The organism is Chromohalobacter moromii (genome assembly GCF_023091865.1).
GTDB classification, from domain to species: domain Bacteria; phylum Pseudomonadota; class Gammaproteobacteria; order Pseudomonadales; family Halomonadaceae; genus Chromohalobacter; species Chromohalobacter moromii.
Genome location: NZ_JAHXDI010000002.1, coordinates 254,790 through 270,118 on the forward strand (window position 1 = coordinate 254,790; position 15,329 = coordinate 270,118).

Annotated in this window: 14 protein-coding genes; 10 read left to right on the forward strand and 4 right to left on the reverse strand. The window is 60.5% G+C overall.

The window, feature by feature from the left end; translation table 11 throughout:
* The first annotated feature begins 56 nt into the window (after nt 1-56).
* From KZO83_RS07715 to KZO83_RS07745, 7 genes are read left to right on the forward strand one after another with little or no spacing between them, the layout of a single operon-like run.
* Nucleotides 57-4,304: a coiled-coil domain-containing protein gene (locus KZO83_RS07715; protein ID WP_247620369.1), complete on the forward strand. Its 4,248-nt coding sequence runs from the start codon at nt 57-59 to the stop codon at nt 4,302-4,304.
* Nucleotides 4,301-5,743, forward strand: a complete 1,443-nt coding sequence (locus KZO83_RS07720; protein ID WP_247620370.1) for a hypothetical protein — start codon at nt 4,301-4,303, stop codon at nt 5,741-5,743. Before KZO83_RS07715 ends, KZO83_RS07720 begins: the two co-directional genes overlap by 4 nt.
* A gap of 2 nt (nt 5,744-5,745) precedes the next feature.
* Complete coding sequence (locus KZO83_RS07725) at nt 5,746-6,714, forward strand: hypothetical protein (RefSeq protein ID WP_247620371.1); 969 nt, start codon at nt 5,746-5,748, stop codon at nt 6,712-6,714.
* A gap of 16 nt (nt 6,715-6,730) precedes the next feature.
* On the forward strand, nt 6,731-7,099 hold the full coding sequence (locus tag KZO83_RS07730) for a hypothetical protein (protein ID WP_247620372.1): 369 nt from the start codon (nt 6,731-6,733) through the stop codon (nt 7,097-7,099).
* Entirely contained in the window at nt 7,099-7,533 is a 435-nt protein-coding gene (locus KZO83_RS07735) for a hypothetical protein (RefSeq protein ID WP_247620373.1), read from the forward strand. The genes KZO83_RS07730 and KZO83_RS07735 overlap by 1 nt, the downstream gene beginning before the upstream one ends.
* Before the next feature lie 46 nt (nt 7,534-7,579).
* On the forward strand, nt 7,580-8,395 hold the full coding sequence (locus KZO83_RS07740) for a hypothetical protein (protein WP_247620374.1): 816 nt from the start codon (nt 7,580-7,582) through the stop codon (nt 8,393-8,395).
* A gap of 2 nt (nt 8,396-8,397) precedes the next feature.
* Nucleotides 8,398-9,399 carry a phage tail protein gene (locus KZO83_RS07745; protein WP_247620375.1) on the forward strand — a complete coding sequence of 334 codons (1,002 nt, stop codon included), beginning with the start codon at nt 8,398-8,400 and terminating at the stop codon, nt 9,397-9,399.
* A gap of 133 nt (nt 9,400-9,532) precedes the next feature.
* On the opposite strand, the gene KZO83_RS07750 is transcribed toward KZO83_RS07745, so the two are convergent.
* Nucleotides 9,533-10,069, reverse strand: coding sequence for a hypothetical protein (locus tag KZO83_RS07750; RefSeq protein WP_247620376.1), 537 nt, complete (start codon nt 10,067-10,069; stop codon nt 9,533-9,535).
* A 30-nt stretch (nt 10,070-10,099) separates the two neighbouring features.
* Between KZO83_RS07750 and KZO83_RS07755 the strand changes: the two genes are divergently transcribed.
* Complete coding sequence (locus tag KZO83_RS07755) at nt 10,100-10,753, forward strand: SOS response-associated peptidase (protein WP_247620377.1); 654 nt, start codon at nt 10,100-10,102, stop codon at nt 10,751-10,753.
* 113 nt (nt 10,754-10,866) lie between these two features.
* Here KZO83_RS07755 and KZO83_RS07760 read toward each other — a convergent pair whose 3' ends face one another.
* From KZO83_RS07760 to KZO83_RS07770, 3 genes are read right to left on the reverse strand one after another with little or no spacing between them, the layout of a single operon-like run.
* Nucleotides 10,867-12,141 carry a Y-family DNA polymerase gene (locus tag KZO83_RS07760; protein ID WP_247620378.1) on the reverse strand — a complete coding sequence of 425 codons (1,275 nt, stop codon included), beginning with the start codon at nt 12,139-12,141 and terminating at the stop codon, nt 10,867-10,869.
* Nucleotides 12,138-12,584 carry a LexA family protein gene (locus KZO83_RS07765; RefSeq protein ID WP_336296572.1) on the reverse strand — a complete coding sequence of 149 codons (447 nt, stop codon included), beginning with the start codon at nt 12,582-12,584 and terminating at the stop codon, nt 12,138-12,140. Before KZO83_RS07765 ends, KZO83_RS07760 begins: the two co-directional genes overlap by 4 nt.
* Complete coding sequence (locus KZO83_RS07770; protein ID WP_247620379.1) at nt 12,581-12,832, reverse strand: DUF1654 domain-containing protein; 252 nt, start codon at nt 12,830-12,832, stop codon at nt 12,581-12,583. The genes KZO83_RS07765 and KZO83_RS07770 overlap by 4 nt, the downstream gene beginning before the upstream one ends.
* A gap of 606 nt (nt 12,833-13,438) precedes the next feature.
* Here KZO83_RS07770 and KZO83_RS07775 point away from each other — a divergent pair.
* Together KZO83_RS07775 and KZO83_RS16280 are read left to right on the forward strand one after the other, a co-directional pair.
* A complete protein-coding gene (locus KZO83_RS07775) occupies nt 13,439-14,134 on the forward strand; it encodes an endonuclease/exonuclease/phosphatase family protein (protein ID WP_336296573.1) in 696 nt (231 codons plus the stop codon).
* 81 nt (nt 14,135-14,215) lie between these two features.
* Nucleotides 14,216-14,446 (forward strand): ComEA family DNA-binding protein, encoded by a 231-nt coding sequence (locus tag KZO83_RS16280; RefSeq protein ID WP_247620381.1) that lies wholly within the window; start codon nt 14,216-14,218, stop codon nt 14,444-14,446.
* The last annotated feature ends 883 nt before the right edge of the window (nt 14,447-15,329 follow it).

Sequence of the window (15,329 nt, forward strand, 5' to 3'; positions counted from 1 at the left end):
AGATGAAAAAATAAAAACCCCGCCTCAGCGGGGTTTTTTTATGCCTGGAGGAAAGTATGGCGCGTAAATATGAATCGGCCGTCTTGCTGACAGGCGATGCTACCGGCGCGGTCAAGGCCATCGATCTGACCGATGATCATCTGCGGCAACTCAATGCGCGCCAGCAGCGTAACCAGAAGACGACCCGCAATCAGGGGCAGTCCTGGGAGCAATTTTCCGGCACGCTCAAGGGCGCCGCCGCTGCGATGGGGCTTTCGGTGGCAGGGTTGACGGCGCTCGGCCAGCGTCAATTGAATGCAGTGGCCGAGACGGATCGCCTGGCGAAATCTATTGGCGTGCAGACCAGCCAACTCCAGGCCATGCAGTATGCCGCCCAGTTTGTGGGTATCGAACACGACAAGATGGGCGACATCCTCAAGGATGTCAGTGACAAGATCGGTGATGCCTACGCTAACGGTGGCGGCGAAGCAATCGACGTCATCAATAACTTGGGGCTATCTGCCGAGAAGCTCGTCCAGATGGACCCCGCCGAGCAGATCATGACGATCGGATCGGCCCTCGGTCAGTTGCAGTCCCAGTCTGAGCGCGTCACTGCGATGGAGGCGATCTCCGACAACGCCACTCGGCTGTTGCCGCTGCTAGAGGACAACTCCGCCGAGATGCGCCGCCTGATGCAGGAAGGTCGCGATCTCAATGTGGCCATGAGCGATTCGGATATCGAATCGTTCGTTGGCGCCAATAACGCCATCGAGACAATGACCTCGACGGTGGATGGCCTGACAAATTCGTTATTGATCGAACTCGCGCCGGCGATCACGCAGAGCGTGGAAGATATTCAGGCTTGGGTCGATGAAATGGGCGGCATGGAAGTTGTCGTCGACCGTATATCAAATGCCTTTAGCGTGGCTATTGATGTGGCCGAAGTGCTGTTCTCTGTTTGGCTAGGGCGTAAAGCATTCGAGGTCATTGATAAAAACAAAGGACTATTTCGAAGCCTGGGCACCGCTGGCAGTGCTGCCATGGTGGCGATGCAGCGCGATAGCGTTGGTCTGAATCGTGCCCTGGTTATCACTCAAGGACGCATTGCGGCCACGGCGGCCGCTGGCCGCGCCCTGTCTGGCGCCATGGGGCTTCTAGGTGGCCCGGCCGGTACGGCCATTGTGGCGGCGGGTGCAATCTACACATTTCGCGAAGAGCTGGGCCTTGTGCCGACCGAGGCACGCTCGGCGACCGAGATACTGAGTGATCTCCAGGGGCGCATCGAGGGTGTTACCCGAGCATCCATTGATTCGGAGGTCGCGGGGTTCACCGCCGAACTGGTGCGTCTTCAATCCCAGGCGGGGCAGGCGCGGGATGCCATCGACACCCTGGAGAAAGCCAAGAGCCAGCCCACCTCGTACGGGCAGGGGCAGCAGGCGGACCTGAGCTACGGGATCACCCGGCATCAGTCTGAATTGAATGAGCTGGACTCGGAAATCGAGGCCCGGCAACGCGCCGTCGAGCAACTGCTCGACATGCGGCGCGATCTTGATAATGAAAGCAGCGAAAACCCGGGAGAGGTCTCCAACACTAAAGAGTTGGTCGAGACCTACGACCAGCAGCACCAGAAGTTACAGCAGCTTCGCGCGGATCGCGCCGAGCTTCAACAGTTGGTTAAGGACGATCCCGAGCATGCCGACCAGTATCGGCGGATGCTGGAAGAGAACGCGCAGCAAATTGAAAAGGCCACGGAATCCACCAAGGATAACAGCGCCGCTAAGAAAGCCGCCAAGGAAGCCGAACGCGAGCACGAGCGCGCCCTGGAAGAATCCGCTAGCGCCTATGCCGATCTGTTCGCCGAACTCTCCCCGGTAGGGAATGCCCAGGCCGAGTATCAATCCACCCTGGCGCAGCTGCAGCTACAGGTGGAAGAGGGCACGAAGAGCGAGCTTGAATACTACGCCGCCGTGGGCATGGCCGCGCAGGTCTACAACCAGGCTGCCAAGGCAGCGGACCCGTACCATCAGCGTCTTGATGAACTCGAGTCTACCTACGGCGGCAGCCAAGCCAAAGCTCGCCAGCTCAGCAGCGACATCGACTTTCTTCGCCAGGCAATCGAGCGGACCGGCGACCCGACCGGGCGCCTGACCGAGCAACTCCACAACGCGCAGGATGAAATGCGGGGTGTGGGTGGTGAATCAGAAGCCATGGCCGAGCTATGGGAGAACTCGCTAGACCGCATGGACGACGCGGCCGTCGATATGTGGCGCTCGTTTCTCGATGGCAGTGAAGACGCGTTCAGCTCGTTCAAGAACCTGGCACTCGATACGCTGGCCGAGGTGATCCACGCCTACACCACGCGACAGATCACGGCATCTCTCGGGGCGTCGCTGAGCGTTGCAGGCTCAGGCAGCGCGGCTGCGGGACAGGCCGGCGGCATGGGAAGCACAGGCTCGATCAGCGACCTGGCAAGCGTCGGAAGTAGCCTCTACGGCGGTGGGATGCAGACGGCGGGTAACGCCTATCGTGCGTTCGCGGGTACTGGCTCTACCTATGGTGGCCAGTTTGGTTCAAGCCTCGCCGCGAGCAGCGGCGGTGGCGCGACTCAAGGTTTTCAGTCGTTTGCAGGCAGTGGTATTGGCAACGCGGCTCTCGGTATTGGCGGCGGTCTCGCGGGCGGTTATCTCGGCAACGAGGTATTCGGCGGCGGTGAGTATTCAGGTATCGGCGCTACGTTAGGCGGTGTGGCTGGGCAGGCGTTAATCCCGATCCCCGGTGTCGGGGCTGCTGTCGGTTCATTCCTCGGGTCTGGCATTGGTTCGCTGTTTGGCGGCTCCGGCGTCGATCCCAACACTATTTTCAAAACCGAGGGAGAATACGGCAGTAGCGGCCGCGATGGCTTCGAGCGCGAAATCTATGCTGATAGCTCGCTCGGTCGCGTAGGCTTTGCACGCGAGTCGCAAGACCTAGACTACGCGTTCGATTCGTTCGACGAAGCCCAGCAGTTCATCGATCAAGTAGCACAGCTTGACAACGCATTCGCCCAGGCGGCGGGGTCGGATAGCGGCCTCGCGAAGATGCAGGAGGCTGTTCAGAACCAGGGTCTTCTTGATCGCTCGGGCGATGAGTTCCTCGAGCAGCGCTATCGCACTGCGTTCGATACGCTCGATTCGCGCTTCGAAGACCTGGTCATGGGCATCAACGGCGATGCCCAGGGATTCGTTCAGGCGGCGGTGGCGGTCTCTCAAGTCGAGCCGATGCTCGATGAGTTCAGCAGTGCCGTGCAAAACGAGGTCGTGTCACGCATCACAGGCGGCGCTGAACAGATCGTACAGAGCGCTGGAGAAATGCAGACGGCGTTGCAGTCGCTGGCGGTGCTCGACGGCAGCGTTGATCGCCTCAACCTGCGCTTCGACGAGACGTCGGCAGCAGCGGTCACCGCCGCATCAGACCTGCAGCAGCTGATGGGCGGTGTCGACTCCCTCGCCAGCGCTCAGCAGTCCTATTACGACGCGTTCTACTCCGAAGATGAGAAGCTCGCGAACTTGGAGGACGACCTGCAGGAGCGTTTCGGGGAGCTTGACCTGTCCATGCCGGACACCGCCGAGGGCTTCCGCGACCTCGTCGAAGCCCAGAATCTGATGACCGAGGCGGGGCGCGAGCAATACGCCGCGCTGCTCAACCTGGTGCCGACCATGTCGGACTACATCAGCGTCACCGAGCAGGCCGCCGACGCGCTCGAGCAGCAGATGTCACGGCTGCAGGGATGGATCGACAGCTTGCTGTTGTCCGATCAGTCCACCCTCGACCCCGGCGAGCGCTTCCAGGAGGCGCAAAGCCAGTACGCCTCCGTGCTGGTGCGCGCCGAGGAAGGCGACCTGGATGCCATCGGCAACCTGGGCAGCGTGGCCGACCAGTTCCTCCAGGAAGCGGCCAGCTACTACGGTCAGGCGTCCGGCCAGTACGGCGATCTGTTCGAAGAGATCCTCGCGGATGCCCGCGGCATCGACGGCTCGCACGCCGACGGGCTGGCCTCGGTGCCGTTCGACGGCTACCGCGCCGAGCTGCACGCCGCCGAAACGGTGCTCCCCGCGTCCATCGCTCAGCTCTACCGCGACTCCGCCCCGGGTAGCAGCACCAACCGGGAAATGCTCGCCGAGCTGCAGGCCCTGCGCCGCGAGTCACAGCAGCTCCGTGAGGAAGTGCGCCAGCTGCGCGGCGAACGTTCGCAAGACGCGGCACGTGCCGCTGGCCAGCGCGCCGATCAACTGCGCGAGCAGCAGCGCATCAACCGCAACACCAAGACGAGGCCGACCACCGTATGACAGACGCCGAATACGAGGCCTGGCTGGCGGATCTCTCGGCGCCACGCATCGTGCTGTGTGAACTCGACTATGCCGGCGGTACCGAGTACATCGCGTCGCGCCCGTACATCTCGCGGCCCACTGACAGCGACCCGAACCGCGCCTACGACGACCTGCTCGTCGAAGCCATCGACATCGAGACGCGTACCGATGGGCTGATCTCATTCGGTGAAATCACGCTGGTCGATGACGGTTCTCTGTGGCGCTGGGTCTCCCGGGCGTGGAAAGGGTTTCCCGTGCGGCTGTACCTCGGCGGGCCGGAGTGGTCGCGGGACGATTTTCGGCTGCATGCCCGGGCCCTGAACGGTGGCGTGTCGGAGTCACGGCGGGGCACGCTGGCGTTCTCGGTCACTGACGAATCAGCGCAGCTCGACGAGCCGATCGATACTGGCTCGCTGCCCGAGGACGCCGGGCCGGTGCCGCTGGCCCTGGGCTCGGTCTTCAATGCGCCACTGGTGCGTGTCTCCACGAGTGAGCTGACCTACCGTGCGTCGTATCTCGCGGTCAGCTCACTATCGCCCAAGGATGCCGGGGCAGCTGCGCCGCACACAGCGGATCTCGCCGGCGGCACGGTGACACTCGACAACGCCCCGGGCGACACCCTCACGGTCGATATCGAGGAATCGCACAACACGCCCGCGGCCATCGTGTCCTGGGTAGCAGATCAATACGGACTGACGCTCGGTACGCTCGAGCTGCCCGCCTACACCGTGGGGCTCTACTACGGCAGCGAGGTGACGGGGCGCCAGATCCTCGATGAGCTGTGCCAGGGCCTCGGCGCCTACTGGTACCTCGACGCCCTGGGGCGGCTCGTCGCGCGCCAGCATGACATCCCCGGCGAGGCCGACATCGTGCTGAGCATCGACGAAATCGAGGATGGCCAGATAGCGCTGGTGGAGACCGAGCAGCCCTGGCACTCGCTGACGCTGCGCTGGCGGCGCAATTACGCCCCGCTGCGCAGCGTCGCCGGCGTCATCGACGAGAACAACGCCACGCTGGCGGCCAGGCTCCAACGCACCTGGACCGAGACCAAGGGCACTCAGGACACCAGCGATCACCCGCTGGCGGAGACGCCGACACGCGATAGCTGCATCCAGATCGAGGCCGACGCCGTCACCGAGCGCGATCGCCTGCTGGGGCTGCGCACTGTGCGCGCGGACGTGTTCGAGATCGACGCGTTCCTCGCCCCTGTGGCGCTCGGCCAGCGTATCGAGGTCGAACACCCGGCCACCGAGCGCATGATCGGCCGCGTCATCTCCGTCAGCCGCTCGCCGACGCGCAGCACCACCACGCTCAACGTCTGGTTTCCGACGCCGTGGCCACCCGGCGAGCTCGGCGATGCCGTCGACGCCCTCGATATCGCCGTCAATGAAACCATGCCCGCATTACTCGAGGACTGAGCATGCCCACGATTCCGCAGGAAATCGCCGAGTCGACCGAGAAGCTGACTACCAATACCGACATCGTCGACCAGTTCGTCCACGGCCCGGCCACGATCTATATCCCCGTGCGCGGCGGCACGCTGCGCCCGCTTCTCTACTGGCAAGGGACCTTTCAGGACAAGGTCGTCGAACTCGCGGGGCCCTATGTGCAGCAGGCCGAGGACTCGGCCAGCGCCGCCGCGCAGTCCGCGCAGACGGCTGCTGAAAAACGCGACCAAACCGCACTTGATGCACAGGCCACCGCCGCCGATCGGCAGCAGACGGGGATAGATCGCCAAGCCGCCGCCGATTCAGCCACTGCCTCGAGCGAAAGCGCCACCACGGCCGGCGAGGCGCAGGTGGCCGCAGAAACGGCGCGGGATAAATCGAAGGCCTGGGCCAGTCAGGAAACGGGAGAGGTTGAGCCAGGCCTCAAGTCCGCCAAGCAATATGCGGAAGAAGCCGCTTCATACGGTGATCCCAACGCATTCAACATCACCGCCGATCAGACCAGCGACACGCGGCGACTGGATGAATGGGCGGGGCAGGCTAGGGCCAACCAGCAGGAGCTCTCATCACTTGTGGCAGGCGGTAATTTCACGGCAATGCCCACCATTAATGGTGATCCCATTGTTGAGAGTGGCAGTAACAGTTTTGGTGACTGGGTTCGATTTTACGGCGGTAGAGTGTTCATGAATAGAGAGGTCGAGCCGAACTATAACGAAAGTAGTTTTCAAAATTATGCTATGCCCTTAACTGGCGATAACAGGAGGGTTAGTGGCGGCTTTGCAAAGACTAACCATGAGGGGAATGGGCCGGGTAATGATGCCCTAGATGTCTTGAGGGATGCGACCATGACTATTACTGATAGTCAATGGAAAATTGCATTTAGAGGGATCACTAGTTCAACTGCCGAAGCGCGTTTGAATTTATGGGCAATGTTTTATTGAGTACTTGGAGGTGCTTATGAAGATCAATATGCTAGCAGGCCCCGGTCCTGACTATTACAAAATAATAGGTGATGTCATCACTGCCTACGTCGGCAGCGAGTCAGAAAATTATGATCTATCAGTTATCGAAGAAGGTGACACGGTTACCGATGTCTCCTCAATAGGTGGCATCCAGCCTATTCATTATGCAACTCGCGAAAATGGCGAGCTGAAAGTCAACCTTTGCCAGCGAGTAGGCCCCGGCTATTGGTCGGAATCCGGCTGGTTCGATGCGAGCGAGTATGACCCCGATGCCGTTCATGTTGTATTCGATGGGTCCAAGGCTTTTTGGGGCACGCCCGTCGTCTACACGCGCCAGGGCGCGATAACACCGGAGGCTTCCTGATGGGATCGCTAACGATCAAGAAAGCGCCTACCGCCGCTGAGCAGTTGCATAAGGCCCAGCGCCAGCAACTACGCCAATTCAACGACGACTATGATGCCGCTGCGAAACCTCTCATCAAAGATTATCCCGAGGCCGAGCGGTTGAGCTGGGCCAAGCAGCTCGACGAAGCGTCGCGGTACCGTGAGTGGCAAGAAGCCGGAGAGAATGGGACCGCGCCGCCGACGCCCGCGCTGAATGCGATCCTGAAAGGGCGCAATAACGGCGACGGCACGGAGACGCTGGCCGATCTGGTTACTGCAGTCCTGACGCGCGCTGACGCGTTCATCCAGTGGCAGGAGTACACCGGAATCCGCCATCGCGGCGAGCGCCTGATCCTCAACGCCGAAACGATCGAGGACGTACAGGCCGTGACCTGGGAGTCACTGACGTCATAGCGCCCACACCACGCCTGCCCGCCATCACCTGGTCACCGAGGCGCCCATGCCCAATCTCCGCTTCATTATCAACAACGCCCACGACGGCACGCTGCTGAACGCTACCTCCAATGCTCTCCCTATCACCAACACGCAACGCAGTGAGCGCGTGAAGGTGTGGCGTTCGACCAATACCAGCCAGCAGGTGATCGATGCCACGCTGCCGACGCCGACCTACCTCGGGGCGGTGGTGCTGTATCGGCACAACCTGTCATCGGGCTCGCGCGTGCGCCTCGAACTGTTGGTCGATAACGACGTCATCTATGACTCGGGCAGCGTCAATATCAGCGGGCTGATCCCCCTCGGTGAGTTCGCGATAGGCGTAGACCCCTGGGGCGCGACAAGTACCGATAGTATCCCGACGCAACAGGCGGCTTTCTGGCTGCCCGTGCTGCTTGCCACGCGGTACCGCATCACCATCGATGACCCCGACAACCTGGATGGCTACATGGAAATCGGCCGCATCATCAGCGGCCAGGTGATCTCGCCAAAATTCAACGCGAGCTATGGGCTGACTCTCGAGTGGCAGGACGCCGGGGAGCATCGGCGCACAGAGGGCGGATCTCTCCGCACCGTCGGAGAGGGGCTGTCGCGACGGTTGCCGATCGACCTCGACTGGCTCGATGCCACCGACCGCGCCCGGTTCACCGCCGCGATCCTGAAAAGCGGCAAGAACCGGGACATCTACGTCAGCGTTCTTCCCGAAGAGGGCGGCATCGACGAGGCCGAATACGCGTTTCTCGCCCGCCGCGAGAACAACTACGCGCACACGCACAATCAGTTCAACAACTGGCGTAGCCAGCTGATTTTCTTGGAGGTCTGACCATGGCCCACGTCCCGACAGTCCCGAATTTCGCGCAGTGGGATTTCGAATACGGCGACACCGACGCCGCGATCATCAAAGACAACGCCCGCAATGCCGCCCTGGTTCAGTTCGGTGGCCAGCTGCGGCAGATGACCCAGACATTCAACGATGATCTGGAAACTGTCGCCGAAGACAAAGCCGCCGCCGCACAGTCAGCGAGCGAGGCGCAGACATTCCGCGACGAGGCGCAGGAGATCAGCGAAACCGGCCTGCCGCCTAAGGCGGGCAATGCCGGCGCGATCCTGCGTGTTGCGGATGACGAAAGCGGTTACGTGCTCGACGCACTGCTGCGCCATTTGCTCCCGGTAGGCGAGATCAAGATGTTCCCGGCGACGGTCGCTCCGGAGGGTTTCCGGAAGGCCAATGGAGATGAAGTCTCCCGCACGGAATACGCCGATCTGTGGGCTTTCGCCCAGGCCAGCGGCAACCTGGCGGCCAGCGAGGCCGAGAAAGACCCCGTGCAATTCGGCCCCGGCGACGGCTCGACGACGTTCACGCTGCCGGACTATCGCGGCCTACACCCACGTTTCTGGGATGACGGCCGTGGCATTGATCCTGGTCGCGAAATGGGTACGACCCAGCAGAGCCAGAACAAGGCACACGACCATGGCGGCAACACGCGCAACGACACCCACGGCCACGGCGGCAGCATTGGTCAAGGGGGGCTCCACTCCCATGCTGGCCGCACCGCTGAGGACGGCAATCACCGTCACCCGTATACAGCGCGAGGTAACGCGAGCACCGACACAGGCGGCAGCGCTCGGCAAACGCAAACCACAGAAGAGAGCAATTATACCGAATACGCTGGCCTGCACTGGCACTACCTGCAAATCGAAAACGCCGGCTTGCATGGTCACTCACTGACCATCAACAACAACACCCACGCTCACGGCATCAACAGCGACGGCGGCGCCGAGGCTCGAGGCATCAACGGCCCGCTGCTCGCGTGTATTCGGTGCTGAGGGGGCGCATCGAGCAGGCTGAGTCCGTGAAAGAGGTGCGCGCGGTGGTGTGGGAGAGTCTGGCGGGGTGAGCGCTAGCACAATCCGCACGCAGAACAATGCCCCGGCTCCGGCCGGGGCTTTTTGTATATATTCAGCCGTGTTCAGTATCTGAGAATTTAAAAGGAAGTCCATCGGTCGTGTCATGTATCACAAGAAGTGATTTCATGTTGTCAATTTTCTCTGGATGTTCTTTTTTTAGCCAATGTATCCAGTTGCGGCATGCTTCAATTATTTCCCGGCAAAAAATATCGACCTGTAGTTGAAGCACGTTATCTATAAGGTTTCTATGAATCAAAGCTCCCTTTTGAGGTGTTATGAAGTGAAATCGTTCAAGGGTGTGCTTCGCTTGCTCATCTAATTCTCCACCTCCCTCGTGTAGGTAGCTGCATCTGAGCCCATAGCAATCTTCAGGCGTTAGTAAAACTTTTACCGCTTTATCTGCACCGTATTGAACGGTATAGGTTGGGAGTACCCATTGTTCATACCATTTTTTATAGCGTGATCGACCGCGAGTATCCGGATCCTCTATCTTTCCGCAAATGTCGGGGATGGTAAGGGCAGTGGAGAGTGCACCGTACCAGTCTTCATGGCGGAGGGCCGTTTCGATGGATTGCAGAAAACGTTCCATAATGACAAAAACCCCAATATGTGAATTGTTATGTGTGGACGCTTTGCTTTCTACTCCCAGCTCGCTGCGGTGGCCAAGCGGCTCAAAGCCCAGCTGCCGGCCGATACGCCGTCGCCTCGCTACAACGTGTCTCCGGGGACATGGATCACCGGCGTAGGCCACCCTGCGCCTGATTCGGAGCCTACCATCGATCGGTACTGGTGGGGCTACCACCCGGCCTGGGCCGGTGAGTCGGCGCCGTCGCCGATCAATGCCAAGGTCGAGAAGGTCGCCACCAGCAATTACTACAAGGGTGCCTTTGCTCGCCATCGCATCCTGATCCCCGCTGATGGCTGGTACGAGTGGCTGCCTGTCGATGGGCGCAAGCAGCCGCATTTCATCTGCCGTGAGGACCGTGAGCCGATCTACTTGGCGGCTATCTGGGCCGAACGCGCCGACGGCTCGCCGGGCTGCGCGATCCTCACCGAGCCGGCTCGTGGTATTGCCGCCGAGATTCATTCACGCATGCCTGTGGCACTCGACGACGAGAGCCTAGAACCTTGGCTCGACCCACACCTGACCGACCGCGAATCGATCCGCGGGGCAGTGGGTCACTTGCCCGCAAAGCTGCTCACCCACTGGGCTGTTGATCGCCGCGTCGGCAACGTGAAGAACGACACGGCCGATCTGCCCAATCCGGCGTGAGCCTTTGGGGTAGGCATACTCGTACACTCGTTGTCGGCAATCACTTACAAGCTAAGAGGTTCCCTTGCGCTACAGTCGGGCCTAGGGAGGAAGTCTGCCAGGGATGGCTTCCATCACCGCATCCTCGCGATTGGCAGCTCATCCCAGCTGGTCGTGTACCGCCCCGTCAAATACTCCCGCCGCAACTGCCACGCCGCGCGTTTGCGTTGGCCGCCCAGCCTGACCGTGTCTCTCCCCATCTGCTGGTTCAGCGTGTCCATCACGCTCATGAGGGATTCGCTTCGGCGGCGCTGTTCCTCGCTCATTTCCTCGTCGAATAGATCAGACTGCAGCGTGCCCTTGTCGGTCAAGTCCATCATCATCACACCCGCTTTCATGTAGCGCGGTCCTGATCGATAGCATTGCTCGAGCGCATGCTGCGCCGTGGCCACGATGGTTCGCGAGTCATCGGTGGGGCGGGGCAGTTGCACGACCAGGTTCGGATTGTGCTGAGGCAGATCCGGGCGGTGCCGGTTCGTTCGCAGCAGAATCATGATCGCGCGGGCGACCGACCCCTGTTTGCGCAGTTTCTCTGCGCCGCGTGCCGCGTGGACGCGCAGCGCCTCGCGGATCTCGACCAGCGAGCCGGTGGCCTGTCCAAACGATCGCGAGGTCATGATGTTCTTTTTCGGCTCTCCGTAATCATCGGTCTCGATGCACGACACGCCGCGCAGCTCGTAGACCAGCCGTTCTTGCACAACGCTGAAATGGCGCCGAATTCGTTTTGGGTCAGCAGTGCGCAGGTCCCACGCCGTCTCGATCCCCAGCTCCATCATGCGAGCGGCCAGGCGCCCGGAAACGCCCCATATCTCCGTCAGCGGTAAACGCTCGAGGATGAAACGTGTCGGCGTGCTGTCGGCATCAAGCCGGCACACGCCTTCATACGCTGCCTGTTTCTTCGCGAGGTGGTTGGCAATCTTCGCGAGCGTGCGGCTGGCGGCCAGGCCGACGCTCACCGGGATGCCCGTATTGCGGCGCACTGTGGCGCGCAGCCGGTGGCAATGCGGCTCGAGCTCGGTCTGCGCGAACATGCTCAGGTCGAGGAACGACTCATCGATGCTGTAGATCTCGACGCTGGGGGAGAACTCGCGCAGCGTCTGCGTCACGCGCCGGCTCATGTCGCCATACAGCGAATAGTTAGAGCTGAGAAGCGTCACGCGGCGCTTTATGTCCGGTGGGATCTGGTACAGCGGCATGCCCATCGGCACCATCGGTTTGATCTCGTTCGAGCGAGCGATCACGCAGCCGTCGTTGTTCGAGAGGATGCCCACCGGCTGGCCTTCGAGCCGGGGATCGAACACTCTCTCGCAGCTCACGTAGAAATTGTTGCAATCGACCAGGGCAATCATCGTCCCACCCCGCAACGCAGTGCGTGCACGTTGTGTGTGACCACGCCCCACACGTGACACTCGACGTTTTCCAACGGGATGGGCTGGTAGCTGGGATTGCCCGGCAGCAGGTAGGGGCGGTTGCCGATCCGGCCCAGGCGCTTGCACGTCAGCTCACCATCGACGGCGATGATGAGCACGTCGCCGTCGCGTGGTTCGAGCGAACGATCGACGATCAGCAGGTCGCCATCGTAGATCCCGTACGTCTCCATGCTGTCGCCCTTGGCGCGCACAAAAAACGTCGCGCTGGGGTGCTGCACCAGGTGCGCCACCAGGTCCAGCTCGGTTTCAACGTAGTCATCCGCCGGAGAGGGAAACCCTGCGCGGACTGCATCGGCGGCAAGCGGGAGTGGTGTTGGCGCCGCCGATTCATCGACTCTGCCGAGATATTCCGTGCGCATCATTCGCTCACCTCGGCAGGGTTCCAAGAGACAAGGTAGCTCTCGCCGGTGCGCGTGACCTCGACACCGTCGAGCGTGGCGAACTCATCGGCGAGGCGCTCCCAATCCTCGGGCGAGTCATCCGGCTCGGGCGTGAGTTCGATCTGACGCTGTTTGCGCGCGTTTGCCGACGCCACCAGGCGCTGCACACGCTGGCCCAGCAGCTCATAGGACGAAGGTGGCGTGGGGGATGAGGGGCGTTTACGGGCCATAAACCATGCTCCATGCAAATACTGTTTATATATACAGTATCTGCATGGGCAGGTACGTAAGGCAAGTGCTGATATACCTTGGATAGGTGCTCGGATCGCGCCGGGACCTGGCGGGGAGCGACCTTAGGTGCCCATGGAGCCGCTATTTTTTCGGTTTACCGTACCGCGCGAGGCACGCGTCTCGTTTGCGTTTAACCACCCACCACACAGTCAGCCCGACCACAACTGGCATGATCATCGCTACCAGCAAACCAGACGCCATGCCACTGCCAGCACCCATCATGTTGAGACCGTGGGTTGTTTCAGAAGCGCTATTGCCACTGAAGGCGAGAAATACGATACCGACTGGTAGGCTCCCCACAATGAGGGCGCATCGCACTGGCGTTAGAACGGAGACAGCTCGGTAGCGCGCTCTGTCAATTGTTCGCTCGATTATCTTCACCCTGCCCCCACTAATTGCCCATCAGGAATGACTCATTCGTTTATATCGAGTAGGTTGCCGCCAGTAAATCGCTCATACGGTGGAATTTTCTAATGTCAAATAGCCTTATATCTCTCAGTGCACTCATTGCGGCTCTTTCACTGCCCGTCACTGCAGTAGCAGACATGACCATTGGCACTTGGAACTTGAAGCACTTGGGGTGGGACAACGGCAAGAGGATGGATCTCGTTGCTCACATCGCCCAAGGCGCCGATCTCTGGGCTCTAACTGAGGTGATGGACGAGCCTGCGGTCGCGCAGCTCGAGAGTGAGTTGGAGTCGCTGACAGGCGAGCCGTGGAGCTCTATGACATCTCACGAGGTAGGGCGGTCATCGTACCAGGAGAGCTACAGCTATCTCTGGCGCGAGAGCCAAGTCGAGTACACCCAGGGCGCCGTCGTCTACCTGGATCCCGGCGACAATTTCGCGCGGGAGCCGTATCTGGCCGAATTCCGCGACACGGAAACAGGGCAGAAGGTGGCGCTAGCCACGGTGCATATCCTATATGGCGACAACCGCTCCGATCGCACGCCTGAGATTCGGCAGTTGGCTGAGATCTGGAGCTGGATGTCTGAGGTCTACTCCGAGACGCCGCGGATTATAGCCGGTGACTACAACCTGGCTCCGGAGCATGAGGCTTGGCAGCTGCTGCGCGACCAAGGGGCCGCCCCGGCGATTACATCAGGGGCGACGACACTCAGCACGACAGACGGCCAATACGCCAATCTCTACGACAACCTTTGGCTTGATGCTGATGCGCTCGAAGTTACCGGTAGTGGCATCGTGCAGTTTCCGGAGCTTATGGGTCTTACGCACGAGTAGGCGAGGGACATCGTCTCAGATCATGCACCCATCTACATAACTGTCGGTGATGCCGACCCCGAATTCGTAGCCTTAGATGGAGTGTCTGTCGTCGAGAGTACAGGCAGCAAAAGTGCGGGGAGCGAATGCGTCAACATCAATAAGGCTACGCTCAAGCGGTTGGATGAATTGCCGCACATTGGTCCTGCTAGGGCAGAAGCCGTCATTAATGCCCGCCCGTACCAGGGTGTTGAGGGACTGACCCGGGTGAGTGGTATCGGCCCGTCGCGGCTTGAGGACATCAAAGCCAGCGGCATGGTTTGCTCCTTGTAAAGCTTTGCTTTACAAGACCCGAGGTGGAGATCTTCACGGCACATTCACTCCACTCGCCGACTCTTTAGCAGGTGCTAAAGGGTAAATTGCTCGGACGGAGTACGCAGGGTGAGGTGCCCCCACCAGCGGATTTCTCCGCTGGGAGGGGCGGTTGCCATCACAGACGATATAGCGCGATGACCACCGGTAGAGACACGGTTACAGCCGCCCACAACGGCAGGGAAGCTGCTAGCGTCGTAAACACAATGGCCCACGCGCCGGCTCGAGCCGTAATGTCAACTGAGCGTGTTGATTCGGGTGCGAACATTCAGTTCCCTCGTCAACAGTTCTCCCCAGGCTCATGAAGAGTCGGGAGGGGAGGCCCAGCCCTGCTGCCTATTTCGATTTAAATGCAGTCTCAGATGGTGGCAGCCCCCGACTGCACAACGTGGCAATTGCCAAAGCCCTTGTGGGTAAACCGAATGTAACCTAGTGGTTCAGGAATGGAAAGGGATAGCTTGGTCGCAGTTTGGTCGCAGGCTGGGCGCGACCGGTGGTCTAGGTGGGAGTGGCGGACGGCTCTAACGTCCTGATTTTACGGGGCAGGCCCGGTGCAAGCGCGGCCGTGGTTACCGTGTAAAACGGATTCAAAATCCCCCGGTGGCGACACCGTGTCGGTTCGAGTCCGACCCCGGGCACCAACCTTCCTTCATGACCTCTGGTCATTTCAGCAAGACCATTTTCTAGCGATCGCCTTTACCTGATGGTGTCGATGAGACATGCGTCCTTTTTCGTGCGCGCATGCCAAGCGTTTTGCCTACCTTTCTTTTTTATATCTTTTATTAATCAATTATGTAAAACGCTTTGATTGCTCTATCCTGGGGGCGAGCCATCAAGACGGCAG

What these genes read in the sequence shown, in the direction of transcription:
- KZO83_RS07715 (WP_247620369.1), top strand. Translation starts at nt 57, where the DNA reads ATGGCGCGTAAATATGAATCGGCCGTCTTGCTGACAGGCGATGCTACC.
- KZO83_RS07745 (WP_247620375.1), top strand. Translation starts at nt 8,398, where the DNA reads ATGGCCCACGTCCCGACAGTCCCGAATTTCGCGCAGTGGGATTTCGAA.
- KZO83_RS07750 (WP_247620376.1), bottom strand. Translation starts at nt 10,069, where the DNA reads ATGGAACGTTTTCTGCAATCCATCGAAACGGCCCTCCGCCATGAAGAC.
- KZO83_RS07740 (WP_247620374.1), top strand. Translation starts at nt 7,580, where the DNA reads ATGCCCAATCTCCGCTTCATTATCAACAACGCCCACGACGGCACGCTG.
- KZO83_RS07720 (WP_247620370.1), top strand. Translation starts at nt 4,301, where the DNA reads ATGACAGACGCCGAATACGAGGCCTGGCTGGCGGATCTCTCGGCGCCA.
- KZO83_RS07730 (WP_247620372.1), top strand. Translation starts at nt 6,731, where the DNA reads ATGAAGATCAATATGCTAGCAGGCCCCGGTCCTGACTATTACAAAATA.
- KZO83_RS07775 (WP_336296573.1), top strand. Translation starts at nt 13,439, where the DNA reads ATGACCATTGGCACTTGGAACTTGAAGCACTTGGGGTGGGACAACGGC.
- KZO83_RS07770 (WP_247620379.1), bottom strand. Translation starts at nt 12,832, where the DNA reads ATGGCCCGTAAACGCCCCTCATCCCCCACGCCACCTTCGTCCTATGAG.
- KZO83_RS07765 (WP_336296572.1), bottom strand. Translation starts at nt 12,584, where the DNA reads ATGATGCGCACGGAATATCTCGGCAGAGTCGATGAATCGGCGGCGCCA.
- KZO83_RS07755 (WP_247620377.1), top strand. Translation starts at nt 10,100, where the DNA reads ATGTGTGGACGCTTTGCTTTCTACTCCCAGCTCGCTGCGGTGGCCAAG.
- KZO83_RS07735 (WP_247620373.1), top strand. Translation starts at nt 7,099, where the DNA reads ATGGGATCGCTAACGATCAAGAAAGCGCCTACCGCCGCTGAGCAGTTG.
- KZO83_RS07725 (WP_247620371.1), top strand. Translation starts at nt 5,746, where the DNA reads ATGCCCACGATTCCGCAGGAAATCGCCGAGTCGACCGAGAAGCTGACT.
- KZO83_RS07760 (WP_247620378.1), bottom strand. Translation starts at nt 12,141, where the DNA reads ATGATTGCCCTGGTCGATTGCAACAATTTCTACGTGAGCTGCGAGAGA.